Here is a 25,075-nt window from a genome sequence, read left to right as displayed (position 1 = left end):
CAATATTACATCATGCCCAGTTGCAGCCTGGCTGCCTCCGACATCATCTCTGGGGTCCACGGGGGATCCCACACCACTTCCACTTTCACATCTTTGGGTTTGGCCATCACGCGAATCTTGTCCTCCACTTCACCGGGCAACGACTGGGCGGCGGGGCACGCGGGGCTGGTCAGCGTCATCTTCACCGTAACCTCTGAGGCGGGGTTGATGCTGATGTCGTAGATCAATCCCAGTTCGTAGATGTTAACAGGAATCTCCGGGTCATAGCAGGTGCTCACCGCTTCCACCACCTTCTCCTTGAGGGCGATGGCCTCATCGCCACCGGAAAGTGCCGGTTTCTGCTCGTCCGGCTGTTCCGTTCTGGTCTCCGGCGTGAAGACGGTCTCTTCCGCAGTCCGTTGTTCGCCGCTCTTGTTGTTATCTTCCATCGTTAATCCGTTCTTATTCGGTGGTCACTGTTTCTTTTTCGCCCTTTAGCGCCGATCTTAAAGTGTGCCAGGCCAGCGTTGCGCATTTCACGCGGATGGGAAATTCCGCCACCCCGGAAAAGACCGCCAGCTTGCCCAGCGAATCGTCGTCCGCCAGCTTGCCGTCAGCTTCGCCGGTCACAAGGGCGTGGAACTTCTCGAACAGCGCATCGGCCTCGTCGATCGTCTTGCCCTTAAGAGTTTCCGTCAGCAGCGAGGCGGATGATGTGGAAATCGCGCATCCCGAACCCTGAAAGCTGAGGTCATTGATCTTGCCGTTCTCGACCTTCAGATAAATGGTGACCCGGTCGCCGCATAGCGGATTGTAACCCTCAGCGCGATGGGCGGACCCTTCCAGAACGCGATAGTTTCGCGGCCTCTTGCTGTGGTCGAGGATTACTTCCTGATATAGCCCGCGCAGATCTGGCATTAACCCAGCAACTCCTTTACCTTGTGAATCCCTGCGACCAGCGCATCAATCTCTCTCTTTGTATTATAAAACGCCAGCGAGGCGCGGGTGGTGGCCGGAATCCCAAAGCGATCCATCAACGGCTGCGCGCAATGGTGGCCGGTGCGCACTGCGATGCCTTCCTGGTCAAGAATAGTCCCTACGTCGTGTGGGTGAATTCCATCCATTACAAACGAAATCACCCCGGCTTTCTTTTCTGCGGTGCCGATAATCTTCAGCCCCGGAATGCCGCTGACGGCCTCCGTGGCATAGGACAGCAATTCGTCTTCATAGGCCGCGACATTTTCCAACCCAAGCCCTTTCACATAATTGATGGCCGCGCCCAGGGCGATGCCAGCCGCGATGTTTGGGGTCCCGGCTTCAAACTTGTAAGGCAGGGAATTGTAAATCGTCTTTTCAAAAGTGACCGAACTAATCATGTCGCCGCCGCCCTGGTAAGGGGGCATGGCGTCCAGCAGATCGGCCTTGCCGTAGAGCACGCCGACGCCTGTGGGGCCGTAAAGCTTGTGTCCTGAGAAGGTGTAAAAATCGCAGTCAAGCTCCTGAACATCCACGGAGAGGTGCGGTGCGGCCTGCGCGCCATCCAACAGCACCGGGATGCTCCTGCTGTGCGCCGCTTCTATCATTTCGCGGACGGGATTGATTGTGCCCAGTACGTTCGAGACATGCACCACAGTCGCCAGCCGCGTCTTGGGCCCCAGCAGCTTTACAAATTCGTCGAAGCGCAGTTCGCCGCGGTCGCTGATGGGGGCCACCCGCAACGTCGCCCCCTTTTCCTCGCACAGCATCTGCCACGGGACGATGTTCGAGTGGTGCTCCATGGCGGTGATCAGGATTTCGTTGCCTGCGGCCACGTTCTTCCGCCCGAAGCTGCTGGCCACCAGATTGATGGCTTCCGTGGCGCCACGAACAAAGATGATTTCCCTGCTGTCGCCGGCGTTGAGGAACCGTTGAGCCGTCACGCGGGCGTCTTCATAGGACCGGGTGGCGCGCTCACTGAGCTCGTGGACCCCGCGATGGATGTTGGAACAGTCATGGCGGTAGAAGCGCTCTTCCGCTTCGATCACCGCCAGCGGTTTCTGGCTTGTGGCGGCGTTGTCCAGATAGATGAGCGGCTTTCCGTGGACCGTCTGGTCGAGAACGGGGAAGTCTTTCCGCACCTGCTCGACATCAAAGGTTGCGGGTGATCTCCGATCGTTGCCTCCGGTGAGGGGATGATGAGTGGTCGCCATAGCCTTTTCAGGATCGGGCGGTTGCCCGTCCTTTCAACCTTTCATCTTGGCCAGCAGGGCCGCCTTGAGCCGTCCTCGGAGAGGCTCGAACTTCACGTGGTGGATGATTTCGGCTGCAAACGCTTCGATCAGAAGGCTGCGAGCTTGTTCCAGCCCGAGGCCGCGCGAACGAAGGTAAAAGATGGATTCGGGATCAATCTGGCCGACCGTTGCGCCGTGTGTGCATTTCACGTCGTCGGCAAAAATTTCAAGCTGCGGTTTGGTGTAAATAACAGCGGACTCTGAGAGCAGCAGGTTCTTGTCGCTTTGCTTCGAGTCTGTTTTCTGCGCGTCTTTCCGCACCAGAATTTTGCCGTTGAAAACCGCCGTCGATTTCCCGTCCAGAATTCCCTTATAGAATTCCCGGCTGGAGCAGTGAGGCTGTGCGTGGTCGATGGCCGTGTGGTTGTCGATCAGTTGCTGGCCGTTGGTAACGTAGAGACCGTAGAGATATGCTTCCGCTCCTTCACCGTCAAGCACCGTGGTCAGTTCCTCGCGGCCCAGGCGCGCGCCAAACTGGATGGAATTGGTTACCACCCCCGAATTGCGCGCCACATAAGCGAGCACCGTGGCCACGTGGAACGCCTCGGCGCTTTCCTCCTGAAGCTTGATGTAATCAACGTGGGCGTTATCTTCCGCCACGATTTCCGTGACCGCGTTGTTGAAATAGGCGCCGTCGCCGGCCGCCACGTAAGTTTCCATTACCGTCAACTGGCTTCCCTGGGCTGCGATCACCAGGTTGCGTGGATGCGCCACCCAGGGCGTCTCGCTGCCCGTCGAGACATAGAGGACCTCGACGGGTTTTTCCAGCACCACGCCTCTGGGAACGTCGATGAACGCGCCGTCCTGCACAAAAGCGGTGTTGAGCGCCACAAAGGGATGCGTCTTATATCCCGCATACCGGCCCATGTGCGCCGAGACGGCTTCCTCCTGTTTGATTGCTTTGGCCAGGCTTGTGACCGTTGCGCCTTTCGGCAGCTCTCCGACCGCGGAAAGCTCTTCCACGTAATGTCCATTCAGAAAAACCAGTCGCGTGCGGTCGGGGCCGGCGACGGAAACCTCGTTCACCTTCCTTCGGATACCATCGCTTAGTTCGTAATCCGCCGGCTGGAAGTGAACGCCCGCGATGGGCGCGACATTGCAGTATTTCCAGTCTTCAAGGCGCGTGGTGGGAAATCCCATTTCGGCAAACGCCTGCATACCTTCACTGCGAAGATCGCTCAGCCACTCCGGAGCAGCCGCAGCCTGTCGCTCTTCAAAATCTCGAAAGTGCTGCAGATAAAGCTCTTCGCTTTCTTTCAGTGCAATAGCCATCAATCTCTGGTTCCTTTTTCGCTTGCCTGCTACGCTCTTTCGCTGGCCGGGACCGTCTCGTCCAGCCAGCTATATCCCTTTTCTTCCAGTTCCAGCGCCAGTTCCTTGCCGCCGGATTTAACTATCCGCCCGTTGGACAGCACGTGGACGAAATCCGGGACGATGTAATTCAGCAGGCGCTGATAGTGGGTCACCACAATAATGGAACGCTGGTTGCTGCGCAAAGAATTCACGCCGTTCGCGACAACCTTCAGCGCGTCAATATCCAGCCCGGAATCCGTCTCGTCCATGATGGCCAGTCTCGGCTCGAGCACCGCCATCTGGAAAATTTCGTTCCGCTTCTTCTCGCCGCCGGAAAAGCCTTCGTTCACCGGGCGGTTCAGCAGCGTGTCGTCCATCTCCAGCAGCTTGATCCTCTGGCGGATGTAGGCGAGAAAGTCCATGGCGTCCAGTTCTTCCTGGCCGCGGTATTTGCGCCCGGCATTCAGCGCCGCCCGCAGAAAGTAGGTGTTGTTAACGCCAGGAATTTCCACCGGATACTGAAAAGCGAGAAAAACGCCCTCCCGAGCGCGTGTCTCAGGGTCCATTTCCAGCAGGTCCTTGCCGTCATAAAGCACTTCGCCCTCAGTCACCTTGTACAAATCGCGGCCGGCAAGCACCTGCGCCAGCGTCGATTTGCCGGACCCGTTCGGCCCCATGATGGCATGCACTTCACCCAGACCGACTTCCAGATGGACCCCTTTCAGAATTTCATTGCCGCCCACGCTGGCGTGAAGGTTCTTGATCTCAAGTAACATTCGCTTTCAGTCCTTTTTCAGTTGTTAATGCACCCGATTCATCGGATTCGCGCAACAAGTCCGAGCCACAAATTAAGCGACCGACCTGACGGCCGACACTTGCTGAAAAGAGAAATTCGCAAGATCGGCCCGCTCTCGCGCATGCTCAATGGTCATGCTGACCAGGTTTCCCTGAGCGTCAAACTCCATCAAGGTGTTTTCGTCCAGGTCTCGGGTTTCAGCGACTGCATCCTTCTTCAGGACAATATAGAGCGTATCCGTGTCCTCGAAATATTGGACAGTCATTTTGTGGCCTCTCGGAACGTCCGGTCAAAAAATGCGTTGTGGACAGTCTCGCCATCCGCTAACAGCACGACCCGAAGAACTCGGTTGTCCATTTCAGGAATGCGACCCCATCGGCGGATTCTGCCATCCTTCTGCACTGTTTGTGAGATGGGATTCGCCATCACTAGTTCAATCCATGCATTCGTAATTATTCTTCGATCGAGCCTGCTTCGGATTGCCTTGAAGTATTCCGTACTTTTCACTTGGCAGCCGGAACCCCTCGACTCGGACGCCGGCACGCGCTGAAAAGCCGCGACTTGAAGAACAAGTTTGCGCTACCCGGCTCAGAATTACCCCACGCTTCCTTCCAGGCTGATGCCGAGCAGTTTCTGGGCCTCGACGGCGAATTCCATGGGCAGCTCGCGGAAGACTTCCTTGCAGAAGCCGTTGACGATCATGCCGATAGCGTCCTCGGTTGAAAGGCCGCGCTGGCGGCAGTAGAACATCTGGTCTTCACCGATCTTGGAGGTCGAGGCTTCGTGCTCCACCTGTGCGGTCGAGTTCTTAACTTCCAGATAAGGGAACGTATGCGCGCCGCACTTATCCCCCATCAGCAACGAGTCGCATTGCGAGTAGTTGCGCGCTCCCGCTGCGTTCTTCAGAATCTTGACCATGCCGCGATAGCTGTTCTGGCCGTGTCCGGCGCTGATACCCTTGGAAACGATGGTGCTGCGGGTGTTCTTGCCCAGATGGATCATCTTGGTGCCGGTGTCAGCCTGCTGATAGTTGTTGGTGACGGCGACGGAATAGAACTCGCCGACGGAGTTGTCGCCCTGCAGGATGCAGCCGGGATACTTCCAGGTGATGGCTGATCCCGTCTCCACCTGCGTCCAGGAAATCTTGGAGTTTACGCCCAGGCACTTGCCGCGCTTGGTCACGAAATTGTAAATCCCGCCCTTACCCTCCTTATCGCCCGGATACCAGTTCTGAACGGTTGAATACTTCACCGTGGCGTTGTCAAGCGCCACGAGTTCCACTACCGCGGCGTGCAACTGGTTTTCATCCCGCATGGGGGCCGTACAGCCTTCCAGATAGCTGACGTAAGCGCCCGCGTCGGCCACAATCAACGTACGCTCAAACTGCCCGGTCTCTTTGGCGTTAATGCGGAAGTAAGTGGAAAGCTCCATCGGGCAGCGCACGCCCTTGGGAATGTAGGCGAATGAACCATCGCTGAATACCGCTGAGTTCAGCGTGGCAAAGAAGTTATCGGTGTAGGGAACCACTGAGCCCAGCCATTTGCGGACCAAATCGGGGTGCTCCTGCACGGCCTCCGAAAACGAACAGAAGATGATGCCCAGTTTGGCCAGCTTTTCCTTGAAAGTCGTGGCCACCGAGACGCTGTCAAAAACCGCGTCCACAGCCACGCCGGAAAGCAGTTCCTGCTCTCGCAGGGGAATACCCAGCTTTTCATAGGTTTTGAGGATCTCAGGGTCAATTTCTTCCAGGCTCTTGGGCTTATTGGTTTTCGCTTTCGGGGCCGCATAGTAATAGGCTGCCTGATAGTCGATCGGACCATACTTGATATTGGCCCACTTCGGCTCCTTCATCGTCAGCCAGTGGCGGTAGGCCTTCAGCCGCCACTCCAGAAGCCATTCCGGCTCGTTTTTCTTGGCGGAAATCAGGCGAACCACGTCTTCGTTCAATCCACGAGGGACGGTCTCCTGCTCCACCTCCGTTACGAAGCCGTACTTGTACTCTTGCGTGGCGAGTTCTTCAACATTGTTCACTGGCGTACCCATAGCACTACTCCTGACTCAATATCCGAATCCTCAATTTTTGAGGGGGGCGCTCCAAACTCTGGCGGCGCCCTCAAGCTGTTCATCGCTCACTCCAATGCTATCGAATCTATACACGGGAGTCAAGATTATTGCCATACAATTTGGTCAAGATTGATGTTTGGCTGCACGGCCAGGGTCGGAACTGATGGAGTAGTTTACTAAGCCTTTTAACTACAATAATTTACTTAAAAAGAGTCGCCCAGAAAATGGCAAAATTGGCGGGAAGGGTCTTCATGGCCTGTGGCCAGGCCGATCTAGCGTTGTCCGAAGTTCATCCGGAAACCGACGCGGAACAGCAAGGGGTAACCGAGCTGTGGAACCGGGGTGCGCTGGACAGCATAACGTTCATCAAAGATGTTCTCGACGGCAACGTAGGCTTCCGTATCATGCCAGATGCGGCGCGAAAGTGAGCCATCCAGCGTGAAGAAGTTGCCTAGCGGAAGCAGATTCTGGTCGTCATCGAACTGGTTCCCCACGTACCGTCCTTGAAGCCCCAGCGTCACGCGCCGCCACTGGCTCGATGCCGTCGGATTGGAATAGAGCGCCTGGAAGGTGAACACGTTGCGCGGGACCTGCGGGATATCAAGCCCCACCAGTGACGGATCGGCCGCGAAGCTCAGCACGGTAGCGTTTACAAACTCGTACCCGCTGGTGATCTGGAAGGTGGGGGTTACGTGCAGGCTTGCATCCAGATCAAAGCCACGCGAGCGGGTCCGGCCCAGGTTCTGCCGTTGACGGGTGATCAGACTGGGAGTGACACTCAACGTGACGTTCGCAATCGGATCGGCCACGTCGCTCCAGAAAAAGGCGCCTCGTCCTGTCAGCCTGCTGCGGAAGGCGTTGAATTCGGCTCCGGCTTCCGCGCCGGTCAGGCGCTCGGCTGTAAGCTCTGAATTGGCGCCGGTGACAACGTTGCCGACGCGAAAACCGCGATAGAGCTCGTTTAGCGTCGGGGCTCGAAAAGCCCGATAGGCGGAACCGACCAGGGAGACATTGCTTGTCAGGCGGTAAAGCATTCCGAGGCGCGGGCTAACTGCGGACTCAGTACGCTCCGGAAAATTCGTGACTGTCGAGGGGCGCGGAGAAGTAAGAGGCTTCAGGGTTGAGAGCGCGTCGTAGTTGCGCCAGCGGTCAAACCTTAATGCGGCGGTCACTTGCCAGCGCGCCGTCAGCCTGATGACGTCTTCGCCGTAGACGCCTGCCGTCCTCTGGCGTCCGCCGGCGCCGAGCGCTGACGTCATGCGCCCGCCGAAGAACCCCAGCTCGTTGCTCGCCCCCCGCACTTCCCGCCCATCAAAGCCAGCCGCGAGGGTCTGTTTCATCCCCACGGGCCGGTACCACTGGATCCCGACGCCTGTCTGCTGCGCGGGCACGCGCTGGGACCTGACCAGCGATTCGCTGTTGCGATCGTCGGCCACCGAGGAGAAGGTTTGATCAAAAACTTCCGGCCCGCCATAGCCGCGGAAGCTGAATGCGCCGGCGCGCGCGGATACCCAGTCTGCGCCAATGGCAAGCTGCCGCGTGTGGGTGCGGTTGTAGGTCAGCGGCGTTCCATTGGCCCGTACCTCCCGGAAATAGGTGGCGGTGGCGAATACTCTTCCGTTTTCACCCAGTTTTCTTTCGAGCGTTGCATCGCCCACTTCATGTTCGGAGTTGGCCGGCGTGTCAACCGCGCCTCGATCCTGCTGGTTGATGAGAATGTAGCCATCGGTGTTAAACGCCTCGCCGTCAAGATCCAGGGCCCAAGGGCCGTGACGAATGCTCGACCAGAATGAGCCGGTTGGAGTGTTTTCGTTTCCGTACGAGGTGTCGAGCGAAAACTCGGACGTGGTTGCTTTGCGTGTCAGAATATTGATGACGCCGCCCATCGCTTGCGAGCCGTAAAGGTCTGAGACGCCTCCCCGCACGACTTCCAGCCGTCCCACTGCCTCGCGGGGAACGCGGTCCCAGTAGACCCAGCCGCCAAAGGGATCGTTCAGCGGTATGCCGTCCTCGAGGACGAGAGCGCGGCTGGCTCCGCTGGCTCCGACGCCACGAAGTGAGACGCCCTGCGCAGTTGGATTGGCCACGCGGCTCCCTGTGCGGCGGAAGAGGGTGAAGCCCGGCACCTGCTGGAGCACGCCGTCCAGGGTGAGGGCAGGCGTGGCGGCGACTTCCTGGCGCGTCAGGACGCGAACGTCGGCGGTGGTTTGGCTCAAGGGGGTCTGCATCCTCGTTGCCGTTACGGTCACCTCCTGGGCCAGGGGAGCCGGGCTGAGAACGATTTCCAGGGAAACAACTTGCTCGCCTCTCCCCGTTTTCCATTCTTTTTCTATTGGGGCAAACCCGTTCGCGCTTACTGTCAGCCGGCCGCCTGGAGCCGGAACGCCAGCGAAATCGAATCGCCCATCGGTCCCAGTTGGTTGGTCTGCCTCGTAACCGCCTGTACGTAGAACAACTTGTGCTCCCGCGACGACCGCTCCACTCGGGTCTCTAACTATACCCTCGACTTGATAGAGACGACCCGCCGTTTGCGGGCGTGGCGCTGCTGCCGTCGGCGCTGCAAATGTGATCAGAGCAAGGCAGGCGATGCAGGAGTATCGGTGTGCAATTTTCATCGTGTTGCCCATTCGTTCGCGAACCTGCATTTAGAAAAGAGGCCTCGGACTTATGGCCTTCGCCCGAAAGCAATCTTCCAACTCACGTCGGCAGAAGTTCAAATTAACTAGACTAATGCGGCTGCGGTCCGGGGGCAAGCTATTATCGTGCGCTCGAAGGAAGGGAACGAGGGAGGGCGCTACAGAGAAGCCTTGCTTTCGTCAGGCGGGTACGAGCAGATTTTCGGCAAATGGCCATTCGCGGTCAAACCACTGCCCGGCGCAGTGGAAACCGGCGCGACGGCCCATCTCGATGACTTCCTCGGCGGCGTATTTGTGTGAGCTTTCGGTCCAGATGGTTTCATCATTTTCAATGACTACGGTAAGCCCGGCTTTTGCAACGGCAGCCGTCTGTCGAGTGGTGGAGCGGAGATGCATCTCAATGCGGCGCTCCTGTTGATTCCACCGCGCAAGGTGGCGGAAATTCGCCAGGTTGAAATCACCGTCAAGCTCTCGATTGATTCGTGCCAGCAGATTGAGATTGAAGGCCGCGGTCACGCCGAGCGGATCGTCATATGCCTCGAGCAACTGCTCCGTAGGTTTTTCCAGATCGGTGCCCAGCAGAAGCGCATCGCCTGTAATCAGGGTTTCGCGGATTTTCTCAAGAAATTCTTCCCCCGGCTTCCGGTCGAAATTGCCGATGGAGCTTCCCAGGAAAAGCACTAGCAGGTGCTGGCCGGGTTCGCGCAGGGCGGCGGCACGACGGAGTCCATCCAGATAGCCGGTTTCAAACCCCAGCACGCTGACCGAATCCAGTTGATTCATTTCCCGTTCGCACATTGCGAGAGCGGTGTGGGAAAGCTCAATGGGGTGGTAGAGAGTGGGCTGGCGGCGGGCGAGAGTTTCCAGAATCAAGCGGGTCTTTCTGCCGCTGCCGCTGCCTAATTCCGCCACAACCACTGGACCGGGGACCTGGGCCGTGATTTCTTCCGCATGCCGGCGCAGGATGCGCTCGCCCGCCCGCGTCAGGCCGTACTCAGGCAGCAGGCTGATGACTTCAAACAGAGCAGAACCGATCGCGTCGTAAAAGTATTTGGAAGGAAGCTCCTTCTGCCCCGCCCTTTCGAGACCCGCGCGGACATCTTCCGCAAACTGGCGCGTAAAGTCGAGTGCGGGCTGATCAATCGCGGCCTGTGGCATGTCGGACCCCTTATCCGATTTCACGAGCTGACGCAGCGGAACCCGGAATAGACGTATTGGTAATGCGGCTGAAACCAGTTGCGGAATGAGCGGCGCAGCATGCAGGCGGCCGTCCGGGACGAGCCGCCCTTCATCACATAATGTTTGCCGTCAAAAAAATTGGCGGAATAACCGCGGTAAAAAGGAAAAGGTTCAAAACCTTCGAACGGTTCAAAGATCGTAGAAGTCCATTCCCAACCGTTGCCGATCAGGCCTGCCACGCCAAAAGAACTGCGGCCGGCGGGATGCGCCTGCACCGGCGTCGGGTCCCAGTTCCAAAAATCAAAATTCCCGCGATTCTTCTCCGGCGTGCTGGATCCCCAGGGGTAGTCTGCTTCGTCTCCGTGCCGGGTGCCATATGCCGCGCGATGGAACTGTGCTTCCGTGGGCAATTGTTTACCTGCCCAGCGCGCATAGGCCCGGGCTTCCTCATGGCTAACGTAGACAGGCCAGTCGAGAGGGAGCGGAACTTCGTAGAACATTGTGCGACAATTCCACGATCGCCTGTAAGGGACCCAGAAGCTGGGATGGGTTATGCCCTCGCGTTGGATCCATTCCCAGCCGGAATCGCTCCACAGGCTTCTGGTTTCGTAACCGCCTTCGCGATGGAACTTCAAAAACTCTCCGTTAGTCACCTTATATTCATCGATCGAGAATGCCGGAACTTTGACCGCATTCAATTCGAACTCATTGTCCCATCCAAAGCCGCTGCCTGATCTGGGCAAGCCTAACGTTGCTGTCCCTGGAGGGATTTCAATCATCCTGCCGGCATTAATCGGCGCCGCGGGAACGTTGGCGGCAGGCCGGCTCACCGTGCGGCGGAGGGGTAACTGGTGAAGCATGTAGGCAAGCGTCTCGGCGTGCATCAAGCGATGCTCGATCGCGACACTGACATAGACACCAAATTGTGAGAGCCCGTTGTGGTTGTCCATCAGGCGTTCATTTTTTAGCCGTGAGTCCAATTCCTGGCGAACGCGGCTGTTGTATTCATGAACTTCTTCAAGCGACGGCCAGTCTGATGGCTGGTCATTGGGCAGGCCGCCACCAACCGGATCAATGCCGAAGGCGAACAACCTATCGAATTCAGGATGAAACGCCTTCAGCCCATAACCATAGCTGCCAAGGAGGTTCCAATCGAAGGCTTCGATATGCCCCACGTAGAAAACGATGCGATGCCGTTCGGGAATCGGACGGTCGTAGATCGCATCTGGCAAAGGTATTTCGAAGAGCTTATCGGTCGCGGACCGGGCTTCAGCAAGCCTGGCAAGAAGCCGCGGGGATGAAGATACGTTCTGTTGAGTTTCGACCAATGTCGCTTGCGCCCCTTGCCTAACGTTAGATGAAACTCTGCCTCTCAGGTTGCAAATTTATTATCTTTGGGAAACCGTCCGGCACTCCTATGATAATAACCGGATGAAACTCAGGAATGAGCATTTTGTAAAATCGCCGGCTCGGCAACTTCCCCCTGAGTGGAGTTTTCTTCCATGCAGCAGCAGGTATCCCCGATGATCGAGTTCCGCAACGTACGCTACCAGAGGGACGGGCAGCGCGATGTGCTCTCCGATTTGAACCTGAAAGTTGAGGCCGGGGAGACGATGGTACTGCTCGGCCGCAGTGGATGCGGCAAGACAACCACGCTGAAGATGATCAACCGCCTGCTGGTCCCTTCCGGCGGCGAGGTCCTGGTCGAGGGAAGGTCCGTATTGGACTGGGACCCCATCCGGCTGCGGCGGGGAATCGGATACGTCATACAGGAAGTCGGCCTGCTTCCCCATTTCACCGTCGAACGCAACATCGGCCTTATACCGCAATTGGAAGGCTGGGCCGAGGAAAAAAGGCTACGGCGTGTAGAAGAGCTTCTCGAAATGGTTGCGCTCGATCCCGGCACATTCCGCGGTCGTTATCCCCGCGAACTTTCCGGGGGCCAGCGGCAGCGCGTGGGAGTTGCAAGGGCTCTAGCTGCGGACCCGCCGATTCTTCTGATGGACGAGCCGTTCGGCGCGCTCGATCCTCTCACTCGGGCCGAGATTCAGAAGGAGTTTCTTGCCTTGCAGGAACGCTTGCGCAAGACCATCGTTTTTGTAACGCACGACATTCATGAGGCGCTGACGGTAGGCACGCGCATCGCTCTGCTTGAGGCCGGCAAACTGGCGGGAATCTACTCACGAACCGACTTCCTCCATTCTGAGGATCCCACGGCCAAGGCCTATCTCAGCGTATTACACGTCGCAGGGGCTGCAGTCCGCACGTGAATCCCAAACAGCCGGAACGAAGGGGAGTTCATCATGAGCCTGTTGGAATTTTTCATTAGGAATCGCGCTGAAATCTGGACGCTGACGCTCGAGCACTGCTGGCTGGTTGGAATTTCGATGCTGCTGGCAGTTGCGATTGGCGTTCCATTGGGAATCCTCATCACCCGACGCGCGTCGTTCAACAAGCCTGTATTGGGAGGCGCCAACATCATTCAGACGATTCCCAGTCTGGCATTGTTCGGCTTTCTGCTGCCGGTGCCGTGGCTGGGCGCGCGAGCTGACCGGCTGGCCATCGCCGCCCTCGCCGGGTACGCGCTGCTGCCGGTCATTCGCAACACTTACACCGGCATCCTGGGAGTCGATCCGAGTGTGCGCGAGGCTGCACGCGGCATGGGCTTGACGGACCGGCAACTGCTGTGGCACGTTGAACTGCCCCTCGCCCTGGGCGTGATCCTTGCCGGAATCCGCGTGGCCACGGTGATCACGGTGGGTATAGCGACCATTGCCGCGGCAATCGGCGCCGGCGGACTGGGCGAGTTCATCTTCCGGGGACTGGCGATGGTGGATAATCGCGTGATTCTGGCTGGGGCCATTCCGGCGGCGCTGATGGCCCTTGCGGCTGATTTCCTGCTGGGCTGGGCTGGGCGTCGCCTGGTTCCGGGGGCGAGCTCGTGAAAAAAGTATTGTGGACAATCCCGCTGGTCGCAATTCTCTGCGCCTGCGGACCCTCGCGCAGCCAGGTGATCGTGGTCGGCTCCAAGAACTTCACCGAGCAGGTTATCCTGGGCGAGATGCTGGCGCAGTACCTCCAAAAGCAAACGGGGCTTCAGGTGGAACGCCGCTTCTACCTGGGCGGGACCTACATCTGCCAGCAGGCCCTGCTCGCCGGGCGTATTGATGTTTATGTTGAGTACACCGGGACCGCGCTGACCGCTATTCTGAAGCAGCCTGTCGAGCACAATGCGGAGAACGTTTACAACACAGTCAGACAGTTGTACGCCTCGCGTTTTAATCTCAGCGTGACGCCCCCTCTGGGATTTGACGACACGTTCGTCCTGGTGGTCAGGGGCGAGACGGCGAGAAACGATCGTATCCGGACCATTTCAGGGGCCGTGCCGTATGCCCGCCATTGGCGGCCGGGATTCGGGTATGAGTTTATGGAAAGAGAGGATGGCTATGCAGGTCTGGTCAAAGCCTATGGCCTGAAGTTTGGAGCGCCGCCCAGAATCATGGACCTGGGATTATTGTACCGCGCTCTTCTCGACCGGCAGGTGGATGTGGTGGCGGGGAACTCCACCGACGCCCAGCTTGAAGCACGCGACTTCGTCGTGCTGCAAGACAACAAGCACTATTTCCCGCCCTATCAGGCTGTCCCGATAGTTCGTACCCAGACGCTGTCCCTGCACCCTGCCGTTTACGGCGCGCTGCAGCAACTGGCCGGCAAAATTTCAGATGCTGATATGCGGCAGTTGAACTACCAAGTCACCGCAGAACATCGCGACGTTGGGCAAGCCGTGCAGGAGTTTCTGCGCGGCAGGCATCTGGATGAATGATGGAATTCGTTCCGGCTTCCGATTTTGTCCTGGACCGAGGGATCCCTTCGTTGCTAAAGCATGTACTGAACGTCTGAAGTTTGGGTAGGGTAGGAGAAAATTGCCTCCTTCAGGGCAGTCGCCTTCATCTGTTCCCTGATTGCCAGGGCAAAAAAATTGATGGTTTCCTCCGCGTGCGGGCCGAGCAGGTGCGCGCCCAGGATGCGGTCGGTCGACTCTTCAACCAGCACCTTGAAGCCGGAACAGGTTTCTGCAATCCGCCGGGAAGAAAACCAGCCACTGGTGTCGGCATGGTGGACCTTGAATTTCAATCCCTGCTCGCGCGCGGCCTTTTCGGAAAGCCCCACGGACGCAATGGGCGGCGTCGTGAACGCGACTGTCGGTATCCCGCGATAGTCCGGCGTAAGATGATTGCCCTCCAGCAGATTCACGGCAACAATGCCGCCCTCGTAGCCAGCCACCGGGGTCAATGGCAGCCCGCCGCTTGCTGCGGCATCGCCCGCCGCGTAGACCTTTGGGTGCGAGACACTCTGCAAATACTCGTTAACCATGACCCCTTTTGCTCCGGTCTCCACGCCGGCCGCCGCAAGATTCAGGTCATCAATTTCCGGTATGCGTCCCGCCCCGTGAACCACCATATCTGTCTCGAAGACCAGCCGTTTCTTCTGCTGCCTGGCCATCACCTTGAGGCCCCCGCCTGAGGTCTCGACCGCCTCCGCAGCGGTTTGGAAATAAAGCTCGACGCCAATGCTGCGCGTTCTCTCAGTCAGTTGAGCGGTGAGCTCCGGATCAAATCCAGGAAGAATCCGTTCACCCTTGTGCAGGATTGTGGTGCGCACCCCGGCGCGCGCCAGCACATGGGCGAATTCCATGGAAATATAGCCACCGCCGATCAGCACAGCGCGCTGGGGAAGCCCGTCGAGGTTGAGAAACTGATCGCTGGTGGTCAGATGTTCTTCGCCTGGAATTCCCAGCGTCATCGGCTTCGAGCCGGCGGCAACCAGAGCATACCTCCCCTCGAGATTTTCGTTTCCCACCTGAACTTTCAAGGGGCCTGTGAATCGAGCGCGGCCGTGGAACGTTTTGATGCCCTCTTTTGAGAAGCCCTTTTCGCGCTCTTCGGGCACCGGGTCCGTAAAGGTCCGTTTGAACCGCATCAGGGCGGGCCAGTCGATCCGGGATTCACCTTGCAGTATCCCTTTGCCTTTCAGCCTCTCGAGCGAATCGATTGCCTCCGCTGCGCCAACAAGGACCTTTTTGGGATTGCAGCCTCGCAAAGCGCAAGTCCCGCCGAAAGGGCGCGAATCGATGACGGCCACCTCCCAGCCTTTCGCACGGCAGGCCGAGGCCACAGTCGAGGCGGCAGTTCCGGTCCCAATCACGATCAGGTCGAAACGTTGAGCCATAGCCCGCCTCCTGCTTGGTTGATTTCTCTGCTTCGTACTGATGCCTGGCAGCCCTAAAGGATTCGAGCCGGGGCGGCAGCACGGCCACCCGGCGATTCGGCCTCGGACGAGAAACCCAGCGTTCCTTACAGGGCAAACAGCAGGCTGGCGGGATCTTCAACCAGCCCCTTCACGCGGACGAGGAACTGCACCGCTTCCATGCCATCGACGATGCGGTGATCGTAACTGAGAGCAATGTACATCATGGGCCGGATTTCAACCTTGCCTTCGACAGGCACGGCCCGGTTTTCGATCTTGTGAAGCCCCAGGATTCCCACCTGCGGCGGGTTCAGGATGGGGGTACTCAGCAGCGAGCCATACACACCGCCGTTTGAGATAGTGAATGTTCCGCCGCGCAGTTCTTCGAGCGTCATCTCGCCGGAAGAGGCTTTGCGGGCGAATTCCTTAATGGCCGTTTCGATTTCGGCGAAACTCAGTTGGTCCGCATCGCGAAGCACGGGAACCACCAACCCCTCAGATGCGCCGACAGCCACGCCGATGTCGTAGTAACGCTTGAGGACCATTTCGGTCCCCTGGACCTCGGCGTTTAGGTGGGGAAACTGACGAAGGGCGCCGATGGAGGCTTTGACGAAGAACGACGCAATCCCCAGGCTGACTCCGTGCTGGCGTTTGAAGTTTTCCTTCCAGCGCCCCCGCAGTTGCATGACTTCCGTCATGTCCACTTCATTGAATGTCGTCAGCATGGCGGCGGAGTGCTGCGCTTCCACCAGGCGGCGCGCAATCGTCTGCCTGCGGCGTGACATTCGGACGCGTTCTTCCAACCGTGGCCGTCCTGCCGGCGCTTCAGGAACAAGCTGGGGTGCGGGCCCGCTGGCCGAGGCAGGCGTTTCCGCCTTCGGCGCCGTCGCGGTCCCGGTGTCGCGGGCCTGAAGGAAACTTTCGACATCGCGCTTTTGGATGCGGCCTGCCGCATCGATGGGGCGCACCCGCGAGAGGTCCACTCCGTGCTCTTCGGCAATGCGCCGGGCCAGAGGTGTCACGACTCTTTTGGGTGCGGCTTGCGCCGCTTCTTCTTGGGCTTCCCGCCTGGAGGCGACGGCTGTGCCGGCTTCTGGCCTGTCTTCCACTGCTTTGGAAGTTACCTTTTCGGAAGGCTGGGCTTCATCAACCTTTGCGGGAGCGGCTTCTTCAGCGGGGGCTTCCTCGATCACTCCCAGCAGGTCGCCGATCTTAACGTCCTCGCCTTCTTTTCTTTCGATACGCGCCAGGACGCCGGCCCGCTCGGCCCCGACTTCCAGGTCAACTTTCTCGGTCTCGAGCTCGACCAGGACATCGCCGACGGCCACGTGGTCTCCCTGCTTCTTTCTCCACTGTCCAACCGTGGCTTCCACAACGGATTCACCCAGTTCGGGCACGACTATTTTGGTCGGCACGATCTCTCCTTCCTGAATCTTCTGCGATGTCTTCCACAAGGACCATGTCTTCTTCCTGTTCGGCCAGTTGAATACTGAAGGCCTTCTGCACGATGGCCTCCTGATTCAGCGCATGCCGGGCCGTGGAGCCTTCCGCCGGGCTGGAACTTCGCGAGCGGCCAATATAGCGCAGCCGCCACCGGTTGCGGACCAGTTCACTGAGCATCGGCCGCACGAACTCCCACGCTCCCATGTTCTCAGGCTCTTCCTGGACCCACACAACCTCCTGAAGTTTCGGGTAGCGGTCGAGCACCTGCCGGACTTCGTTCGCGCGGAATGGGTAGAGCTGTTCAATCCGGCAGATCACGACGTTGGTCCGCCTTTGCCGGTACTCGCTGGTCACCAGATCGACATAAATCTTGCCGCTGCACAGCAGGAGCCGCTGGACCTCGTCCTGCCGCCCGCCAACCTCGGCGTCATCAATCACCGCCTGCCAGCTTCCTTCGGCCAGGTCGCGCGGCGAGGAAGCTACCATCGGATGGCGCAGCAGGCTTTTGGGGGTCAGGATGATGAGGGGCAGGGGATCGACTTTCAGCAGCGAAGCCTGCCGCCGCAGCAGGTGAAAATACTGGGCCGCCGTGGTGCAGTTGGCGACTCGAAGGTTTGTTTCTGCCGCGAGTTGCAGAAAGCGTTCGGGGCGGCCGCTCGAATGGTCGGGCCCCTGGCCTTCAAATCCATGGGGGAGCAGCATGACGAGAGAGGGCGTCAGCCCCCACTTCGCTCTCGCTGTCAGCAGGAATTCGTCGATCATCACCTGTGCGCCATTGATGAAGTCGCCGTATTGCGCTTCCCAGATGACCATGCGGCTGGGTTCCTGCAGGCTGTATCCGTACTCGAACCCCACCACGGCGTTTTCGGTGAGCGGGCTGTTGTGGATTTCAAAGGCAGCCCGCGCCTGCGGCAGGGCCTGCAAAGGAGTATGCTGCCGCCCGGTCTTGACGTCGTGAAGGACGGCGTGCCGCTGGCTGAATGTCCCACGCTCAACGTCTTCGCCGGTCATGCGGATGGCCGTTCCGTCTGCGAGAATGGAGGCCAGCGCCAGTTCCTCTGCCGTCGTCCAGTCAATCGATTTTGCGTCAGGATCGTCGAGGACCTTCGCGCGGCGGCTGTGGGCGCGTTCCAGCTTGCGGTGAAGGTTGAAGCCTTCCGGCAGTTGCAGAAGACTGTCATTGAGTTCCCGCAATTTCTCAATTGATACCGCCGTTTTTGCGCGAAGGGCCGCGCCGGCGGGAGGCGGCTCCGGCGGCTCTTCGGCCAGCTCATCCGCGGGCTTCAGCGACTCCAGGGCCTTCTGGAGGTTTTCCATGCAACATTGGACGAGTTCCTCCGGCCGTCCTTTGCCTACGATTCCGCGTTGGACAAGGGTCGCCGCCCACTTTTCGCGGACCGTAGGCTGCGCGGCAATTTTTTCATACAGGAGCGGCTGAGTGAAGCCCGGCTCATCACCTTCGTTATGCCCGAAGCGCCGGTAGCCGACCAGATCGATCACAATATCCTTGCCGAATTTTGCGCGATAGGCGAAAGCCAGTCGCGCTACCTCAATGCACGCCAAGGGATCGTCAGCGTTCACGTGCACCAGCGGGATCTTGAAGCCGCGAGCCAGGCCGCTGGCATAATACGAGCTGCGATAATCTACCACCGCCGTGGTGTATCCCAACTGGTTGTCCGCAATAACATGGATGGTGCCGCCGGTGCTGTATCCCGGCAACCGATAGAAGTTGAGAGTTTCGGCCACTACACCCTGTCCGGAAAACGCCGCGTCGCCGTGGATCAGGATCGGCAGGGTCCGCGTGGGATCAAATTGAGGCGGACCTTTTCTATCGACCACGGTTCCGGCAGCCCGCGCCATCCCCTCGACGACTGGATTCACCGCCTCCAGGTGGCTGGGATTGGGCGGCATGGTGATGACGAGGCCCACTTCCTGCCCGCCCTTGATTGCGCGCTGTGCGCCCAAATGGTATTTCACGTCGCCGGTCCAGCCGAGGTCTTCACGGAAGTTTCGCGCCTGCACCGGGTCCTTGAAGATGGCCAGGATTTCCGGATAAGGTTTTTTAAGGATGTGAGCCAGCACGTTCAGCCGAGCGCGGTGAGCCATGCCGATCAGGACATTGCGAACGTTGGCCTCAGCCGCGCCCCCTACCAGCTCATCCAGGATCGGAATCAGCATATCCAGGCCTTCCATCGAAAAGCGGGTCTTGCCCGGAAAGGTGCGGTGCAGAAAATGCTCAAAGACTTCCACCTGCGTCAATCGCTCCAGCAGCGATTCGGCGTCCACAGGATCGTTGGGATCACGGAAACGGCGCGACTCGGCGGCCTCATGGAGCCAATGCCTCTCCTCCGGGTCGCGCAGGTGTCCATAGTCGTATCCGGTGGAGGAACTGTACACTTCGCGCAACGCCTGGATCACTTCCAATGCATTGTCTTTCCCCGCGGCGATGGGACCCACAATCAGGCCGGCGGGAAGTCTGCGCAAATCGTCCTCGCTGACTCCGTGCGACTGCGGGAGCAGGGAATAATCGCCACGAGGTCCACTGCCCAGCGGATCGAGGGCCGCGTCCATGTGCCCGAACTTCCTGATGGATTCCGCCAGGTTGACCGTGCCGACGATTTTTTCAATCTGGCTGGCTGGGAGCGCTTCTGGAGCCACCTGGAATTCTTCAGGCGGATGCCAGTTCTCAAAAAATGCTCGCGTGGCTGCATCAACTGAATTGGGATTGGAAAGGTATCTTTCGTATAACTCCAGAACGTATCCGAGATTAACTCCCTGAAAATCAGTTCGACTGTTCATCGCGCCACCCTGGACCAGAACCGCCCCGCCAGGTTGCCCCGCGTTCAGACGTTCTCGGCAAACTTGACCACACGCTGCAGAGACGCCGTGTTGGAGTAGCCAAGCGGCGCTGGCCGGCAACCAATAGATTAACACTGCAAGTCACGGACTGCACAGCAACAGGAGCCGACACTGCACGGTGCAGAATTTCGGGACCGGCGCAGTCTTGCATTGCGCTGCCTGACGCGAAGGTTTACATTCCTTAAACTGGACTCCTGGTTTCGAACCCTTCAGAATGAGGTGATTTTCGAATGACCATTACTGAAGTTGTTGCCCGCGACATCCGCTTTCCGACCTCGCGGAACCTTGACGGATCAGACGCTATGCACAAGGCTCCGGACTATTCCGCCGCCTATGTAGTGCTGAAAACCGACGGTCCCGAAGGACTGGAGGGGCATGGCCTGACCTTCACCTGCGGAAGAGGAACGGAGATCGTGGTGGCAGCGATCAATGCGCTCAAGCCATTTGTCGAGGGCAGGGAACTGGAGTCGATTACTCTTGATATGAAAACGCTGTGGCGACAGATTACCAGCGATGGCCAGTTGCGATGGATTGGGCCTGAGAAGGGCGCCATCCACCTGGCCACGGGTGCCTTGGTCAACGCGGTGTGGGACCTCTACGCCAAAGCGGAACGGAAACCCATCTGGAAACTGCTGCTCGACATGACGCCGGAGCAGCTTATCTCCACCATCGATTTCCGCTACATCACCGACGCGCTCACCCCGGAAGAATCGCTCGACATACTCCGTAGGAACCTGCCCACGCGCGCCGAGCGCGAAGCCGAAATGCTGGCGCGAGGTTTCCCGGCTTACACCACGTCAGTGGCCTGGCTTGGCTATACGGAAGATAAGCTGCGCCGGCTTTGCCGCGAGGCCGTCGCGCAGGGATGGACGCACTTCAAGATGAAAGTAGGCGCCAACCTCGATGATGACGTCCGCCGCGCCACGCTCATCCGCGAGGAAATCGGCTGGGACCGCAAGCTGATGATGGACGCCAACCAGGTTTGGGGCGTGGATGAAGCCATCGCCAACATGAAGGTGCTGGCGCAGTTCAATCCCTGGTGGATTGAAGAGCCCACCAGTCCTGACGACGTGCTGGGCCACGCCAGCATCGCCCGCGCCGTTGCTCCCATCGGCGTGGCAACCGGCGAGCAGTGCCAGAACCGCGTGATCTTCAAGCAGCTTTTCCAGAGCAAGGCGATCAGCTTCTGCCAGATTGACAGTTGCCGCGTTGGCAGCATCAATGAGATCCTGGCCATACTTCTGATGGCGGCAAAATTCGGAGTGCCGGTGTGCCCGCACGCGGGCGGCGTGGGCTTGTGCGAGTACGTGCAACACCTGGCGATCTTCGACTACATCGCCGTCGGAGCGTCGATCGAGAACCGAATCCTGGAATACGTCGATCACCTGCATGACCACTTCCTCGATCCCGTGGTGATCAAGAACGGGCGCTACATGCCGCCGGCCATTCCGGGCTACAGCATCACCATGAAGGCGGAGTCTCTTGACGAATACGAGTTCCCGAGCGGGCCTGCCTGGCGGTCGCAACGACGGGAGAACGGGAGCCGCTAATTATGAGTTCAGATCCGAGGGTGTAGTTATTACCCGCTGTGCGGGAATTGAACACAATTTCGCAAAGCCGCAGTTTTTGGAAGCTGGAATAATATATAAGTTATTGATATTAATATATTTACAAAATTCATTAATTTTTTAACAAAAGTCCCAAACGTCTCATTTTTGTGGTTGGGGCCGGTTAGTAGGCTACTAATTGAGCCTAGATCATGCACTGTCGGTTGCCGGCAGGGCCGGCGCGACCGGCCCGCTGGCGCGATTTGAAATCTCAAATTTCAGATTCCAAAGTTCAGATCTCAAACCCATGACTCATAACCCTGAACTCAGAATCATCAGAACCAGTGGTCAGTGGCCTCGCAATCTGTAACTGCGATTTCCGCCTGCTTTCATCCTTCATCCTTCCCACTTCATACTTCCTTTCGGTCGCTCAATCGAAAATCACAAATGGCGCGGTAAACGCGCCGTTACAGATTCAGGGGCTAAAGAGTCTGTGTGCGAACTCGGTTTTGCGTTGGTGCTTTGCCATTCGCGTAATGTGCGAGATGGATTTATGATTCTGGATTCAGCCCGAGATGGTCACTTGCGACTCTGGGCCGGTTCTCCGCCGGGGCTAGCCCGCTGCCTTCGGGGCCGCTCGCCACATCCGCGTGAGGTTATAAGCTGTGGTGGCCAGCGACCCTTCGGCCTGAACTTTCTCCAAGCCTCGACACCGGAATTGCCGCATCCCCCTTGCAGATGCGGCCCGACTCTGTAGCGGCGGCTTTACGCCGCCAATTCGAGAGGTGGCGAGGTAAACTCGCCGCTACAGCGTGCCCTCGTTCCCGCTCTTGGTTGCCACTAACCACTGATCACTGCCTCACTCATATCTCAGCGCCACCATGGGATCGACTTTGGCGGCGCGGCGGGCGGGGATGTAGCAGCCCGCGAGCGCCACGGCGATCAGGATGAGCGAGACGGCGGCAAACGTGAGCGGGTCGGTGGGCTTGACGCCGTAAAGCAGGCTCGACAAAAAGCGCGTCAGCGCCAGCGCGCCGGCAATGCCGACGGCAACACCGACCAGCGTCAATGCGACGCCCTGGGAGATGATGAGCCTCGTTGCATCGCGCCGCGCGGCTCCGAGCGCCATGCGAATGCCGATTTCATGGGTTCTTCTGTTGACGGAGTGGGCGACCGTGCCGTACAGCCCGATGCATGCCAGCAAGAGGGCGAATGCACCAGCAAAGGAGGAAAGACCGGCAAATAGCCGTTCCTGCAAAACTGACTCATCGATCTGTTCCCTTTCAGTCTTCACGTCCAAGATTGGCAGATGAGAATCAAGCTCACGCACGAGGCCCCGAACCGAGGGAACCAGGGCGGCTGCGCTTATATTTGTGCGTATCTCGAATTGAATGCTGCCGAGCGGTCCGGGCATTTGCGCATAGGGAATGTAAATGGTCCGGGGAGGGCTCTCATGCAGATCTGAGTCTTTGACGTCCTTGGCGATGCCCACGATCTCGAGCGTATCGTTCTGCTGCTGGTTGGCTCCAATTCTGATTCGTCGACCAATCGGATTCGCATCGCCAAAAAAGTACCGCGCCAAGCTTTCATTCACTACTGCCACTTTCGATGATCCCTCCGTATCATGTGAGTTAATGCCCCGCCCGATCAAAAGCGGAATCTCCATCGTCTCAAAGAAGCCAGGACCGACAGCGTTCCAAAAGATTTCGGGAGTCTGGCCTCGGTCCATCTTGTATCCGTCGATCGAGATCTGGTCTGTGTTGACTGCGCCGGAGGCCAAGCCCAATAGCGATAATGTGGCTGCCCTTACGCCCGGAAGCGTCTCAAGCCCTTGCTGCAATTGATCGTATAAATGGAGCAAATGTGGTCGATCGTAATTGAGCGCAGTTGGATCGACGCTGAAGAGGAGCAGGTTGTGCGTGTCAAAGCCAAGATTTTGGCTTTTGAGATTACGCAGCGTGCTCACCAGAAGACCTGCAGCTACCAACAGGACGAGAGAAACAGCAACTTGACCGATCACCATGACATTCCCAAGCCTGAGGGTTCGTTGGCCGCCGCCGATGATGCGGTCCTCAGTTTCCTTCAAACGCGGCGTCACGCTCAACTCCGTCGCACGCAGCGAAGGTGCGAGGCCAAATAGGATGCCGGTCAAAAGAGCCACCGCAACCGTAAACCCCAATACGGTTGGATCGAGCCCAACATTATGAGGAACCTGTTCTCCATTGCCGGAAAGCATCAGCAGAAGAACGCGGAGGATCCAGATCCCGAACAGCAAGCCCATGGTTCCGCCAATGCCCGCCAGCAGAACACTTTCCGTGAGTAGCTGACGGACCAAGCGTGACCGCGATGCTCCGACCGCCAAGCGGATACCGATTTCCCTCCGTCGTGTCACAGCCCGGACCAGTAACAGACTGGCCACATTAGCGCAGGCAATCAGCAGTACGAGGCCCGTCATGATTCCTAACATCAGAAGTGGCACCGAAAGCTGCTGCCTCAGACCTGCCAACCCATTCCTGGCAGGTAAGAGTATTACTTGAGGGAGGCTTTCCACCTTAGGGCTTGACTTTGGGAGAACTGCAAGCCTCTGTCCGAAGAGCAGGTTCAACCGCGCAGTTGCCTGAGGACTTGTAACTGCAGGCCGCAGCCGGCCCATGACGATCAGCCAGTACTGATCTTCGGAAGTAAACAGCGAGCGGCCAGCAGTGGGTGGTTTTCCCCAGGGCGCCAAACCAAGCCGGGGTGCGGCGGGGACCCAAACGTCCGTCAGACTCTCAGAGTCAAGGCCAAAGAAATCAGACGGCATTACGCCGATGATGGTAAAAGGCATTCCATTTAGGGCAATGGTTTTGCCAATGACGCCAGGGTTGCGGTTCAACTCGCCGGCCCAATATCGGTAGCTGATAATTGCCGTTGCTGGGGCATTGGGTTTCTCATCTTCCGCGGTAATTGGCCGGCCGAGAATGGGCGTGACACCGAGGCCTGAAAAATAGCCGCCCGTCACCATCTCCCCCGCAATCGTGCCGACGTGACCTTCAACGCTGACATTTAAATTCGGCTTCCCAGAACCCAGGGGCGCATATCCGAAGACGCTCGAGAAAGTGTCGGTTTGAGTTTGGAATTGCTCAAACAATGGGTACGAAAATGATGAGCACACCTGACCGCCGGCCGAGTCCCGAAACTTGTAGCCAACATTGCTGGCGAGGGGAAGGGTGTTCGAGCCACATGTCCAGGTGAGCACTTGAAGCTGCTCCGGGTTTTTCACTGGCAAGCCTTTCAAGGCCACGGCGTCGATCAAACTGAAAATCGCCGTGTTGGCTCCAATGCCGAGCGCCAGAGTAAGAGCCGCGACGATGGTGAATCCCGGGTTGCGGCGAAGCTGGCGAAGGCCGTAGCGGACGTCCTGGAGCAGGGTTTCGAGCCACTGGAATCCCCAGGCCGTGCGCACGTCTTCCTTGATCTGAGTGGTGTTGCCCAGGGCGCGCCGGGCGGCGTAGGCGGCTTCTTCCGGAGAGACGCCCGCGGCCTGTTGCTCTTCCGATTCCAATTCCAGATGGCTGCGCAACTCGCGCTCGAGCTCTGCCTCGCGTTGCCGCCGCTTACCCCATCGCCAGAATTTCATCTTGCACCTCGTTTGGCAGCTTTCATCTCTCAGCTATCAGCGTTCGGCAGTCAGCTCTCAGCATTCAGCACAAGCAAATCGCGAATGGCGCGGTAAACGCGCCGCTACAGCAAAGGCCGCAGGCCAGGGGCCTGCGCCACCAG

Annotated in this window: 20 protein-coding genes; 4 read left to right on the top strand and 16 right to left on the bottom strand. The window is 58.4% G+C overall.

Annotated elements, in window-relative coordinates; genetic code table 11:
- Positions 1 to 5: 5 nt before the first annotated feature.
- The 12 genes from VFQ24_04600 to VFQ24_04545 form a co-directional block, all read right to left on the bottom strand.
- The gene (locus VFQ24_04600; protein HET9177620.1) at positions 6 to 428 is read right to left on the bottom strand and encodes a DUF59 domain-containing protein; all 423 of its coding nucleotides are present in this window, start codon (positions 426 to 428) and stop codon (positions 6 to 8) included.
- A gap of 13 nt (positions 429 to 441) precedes the next feature.
- The gene (locus VFQ24_04595) at positions 442 to 897 is read right to left on the bottom strand and encodes an SUF system NifU family Fe-S cluster assembly protein (GenBank protein ID HET9177619.1); all 456 of its coding nucleotides are present in this window, start codon (positions 895 to 897) and stop codon (positions 442 to 444) included.
- Entirely contained in the window at positions 897 to 2,168 is a 1,272-nt protein-coding gene (locus VFQ24_04590) for a cysteine desulfurase (protein HET9177618.1), read from the bottom strand. The genes VFQ24_04595 and VFQ24_04590 overlap by 1 nt, the downstream gene beginning before the upstream one ends.
- 33 nt (positions 2,169 to 2,201) lie before the next feature.
- Positions 2,202 to 3,521, bottom strand: coding sequence for a Fe-S cluster assembly protein SufD (sufD, locus tag VFQ24_04585; protein HET9177617.1), 1,320 nt, complete (start codon positions 3,519 to 3,521; stop codon positions 2,202 to 2,204).
- A 29-nt stretch (positions 3,522 to 3,550) separates the two neighbouring features.
- Positions 3,551 to 4,318, bottom strand: a complete 768-nt coding sequence (sufC, locus tag VFQ24_04580) for a Fe-S cluster assembly ATPase SufC (GenBank protein HET9177616.1) — start codon at positions 4,316 to 4,318, stop codon at positions 3,551 to 3,553.
- Between the two features lie 72 nt (positions 4,319 to 4,390).
- Positions 4,391 to 4,603 carry a DUF2283 domain-containing protein gene (locus VFQ24_04575; GenBank protein HET9177615.1) on the bottom strand — a complete coding sequence of 71 codons (213 nt, stop codon included), beginning with the start codon at positions 4,601 to 4,603 and terminating at the stop codon, positions 4,391 to 4,393.
- Positions 4,600 to 4,845: a hypothetical protein gene (locus VFQ24_04570; GenBank protein HET9177614.1), complete on the bottom strand. Its 246-nt coding sequence runs from the start codon at positions 4,843 to 4,845 to the stop codon at positions 4,600 to 4,602. The genes VFQ24_04575 and VFQ24_04570 overlap by 4 nt, the downstream gene beginning before the upstream one ends.
- 87 nt (positions 4,846 to 4,932) lie before the next feature.
- Entirely contained in the window at positions 4,933 to 6,381 is a 1,449-nt protein-coding gene (sufB, locus tag VFQ24_04565; protein ID HET9177613.1) for a Fe-S cluster assembly protein SufB, read from the bottom strand.
- Between the two features lie 293 nt (positions 6,382 to 6,674).
- Positions 6,675 to 8,618, bottom strand: a complete 1,944-nt coding sequence (locus VFQ24_04560) for a TonB-dependent receptor (GenBank protein HET9177612.1) — start codon at positions 8,616 to 8,618, stop codon at positions 6,675 to 6,677.
- Between the two features lie 143 nt (positions 8,619 to 8,761).
- On the bottom strand, positions 8,762 to 8,884 hold the full coding sequence (locus VFQ24_04555) for a hypothetical protein (GenBank protein HET9177611.1): 123 nt from the start codon (positions 8,882 to 8,884) through the stop codon (positions 8,762 to 8,764).
- A gap of 334 nt (positions 8,885 to 9,218) precedes the next feature.
- Complete coding sequence (egtD, locus tag VFQ24_04550; GenBank protein HET9177610.1) at positions 9,219 to 10,196, bottom strand: L-histidine N(alpha)-methyltransferase; 978 nt, start codon at positions 10,194 to 10,196, stop codon at positions 9,219 to 9,221.
- A 20-nt stretch (positions 10,197 to 10,216) separates the two neighbouring features.
- Positions 10,217 to 11,545 (bottom strand): SUMF1/EgtB/PvdO family nonheme iron enzyme, encoded by a 1,329-nt coding sequence (locus tag VFQ24_04545; protein ID HET9177609.1) that lies wholly within the window; start codon positions 11,543 to 11,545, stop codon positions 10,217 to 10,219.
- Between the two features lie 174 nt (positions 11,546 to 11,719).
- On the opposite strand from VFQ24_04545, the gene VFQ24_04540 reads away from it, so the two are divergent.
- From VFQ24_04540 to VFQ24_04530, 3 genes are read left to right on the top strand one after another with little or no spacing between them, the layout of a single operon-like run.
- On the top strand, positions 11,720 to 12,487 hold the full coding sequence (locus VFQ24_04540) for an ATP-binding cassette domain-containing protein (protein ID HET9177608.1): 768 nt from the start codon (positions 11,720 to 11,722) through the stop codon (positions 12,485 to 12,487).
- Positions 12,488 to 12,520: 33 nt separating this feature from the next.
- The gene (locus tag VFQ24_04535) at positions 12,521 to 13,162 is read left to right on the top strand and encodes an ABC transporter permease (protein ID HET9177607.1); all 642 of its coding nucleotides are present in this window, start codon (positions 12,521 to 12,523) and stop codon (positions 13,160 to 13,162) included.
- Complete coding sequence (locus VFQ24_04530; protein HET9177606.1) at positions 13,159 to 14,040, top strand: glycine betaine ABC transporter substrate-binding protein; 882 nt, start codon at positions 13,159 to 13,161, stop codon at positions 14,038 to 14,040. Before VFQ24_04535 ends, VFQ24_04530 begins: the two co-directional genes overlap by 4 nt.
- 53 nt (positions 14,041 to 14,093) lie before the next feature.
- Here VFQ24_04530 and VFQ24_04525 read toward each other — a convergent pair whose 3' ends face one another.
- From VFQ24_04525 to VFQ24_04515, 3 genes are all read right to left on the bottom strand, one after another.
- Positions 14,094 to 15,446 carry an NAD(P)/FAD-dependent oxidoreductase gene (locus tag VFQ24_04525; protein HET9177605.1) on the bottom strand — a complete coding sequence of 451 codons (1,353 nt, stop codon included), beginning with the start codon at positions 15,444 to 15,446 and terminating at the stop codon, positions 14,094 to 14,096.
- 125 nt (positions 15,447 to 15,571) lie between these two features.
- Positions 15,572 to 16,879 carry a 2-oxoglutarate dehydrogenase complex dihydrolipoyllysine-residue succinyltransferase gene (gene odhB / locus VFQ24_04520; protein ID HET9177604.1) on the bottom strand — a complete coding sequence of 436 codons (1,308 nt, stop codon included), beginning with the start codon at positions 16,877 to 16,879 and terminating at the stop codon, positions 15,572 to 15,574.
- On the bottom strand, positions 16,845 to 19,706 hold the full coding sequence (locus tag VFQ24_04515; GenBank protein HET9177603.1) for a 2-oxoglutarate dehydrogenase E1 component: 2,862 nt from the start codon (positions 19,704 to 19,706) through the stop codon (positions 16,845 to 16,847). The genes odhB and VFQ24_04515 overlap by 35 nt, the downstream gene beginning before the upstream one ends.
- Before the next feature lie 290 nt (positions 19,707 to 19,996).
- Between VFQ24_04515 and VFQ24_04510 the strand changes: the two genes are divergently transcribed.
- Positions 19,997 to 21,316, top strand: a complete 1,320-nt coding sequence (locus VFQ24_04510; protein HET9177602.1) for an L-fuconate dehydratase — start codon at positions 19,997 to 19,999, stop codon at positions 21,314 to 21,316.
- Positions 21,317 to 22,172: 856 nt separating this feature from the next.
- Here VFQ24_04510 and VFQ24_04505 read toward each other — a convergent pair.
- On the bottom strand, positions 22,173 to 24,932 hold the full coding sequence (locus tag VFQ24_04505) for an ABC transporter permease (protein HET9177601.1): 2,760 nt from the start codon (positions 24,930 to 24,932) through the stop codon (positions 22,173 to 22,175).
- Positions 24,933 to 25,075 lie beyond the last annotated feature (143 nt).

This window comes from Terriglobia bacterium (assembly GCA_035712365.1).
Taxonomy (GTDB): Bacteria; Acidobacteriota; Terriglobia; order UBA7540; family UBA7540; genus SCRD01.
Note: the sequence above shows the minus strand (reverse complement) of the source record. Positions and strands in the feature narration are given on the sequence as shown.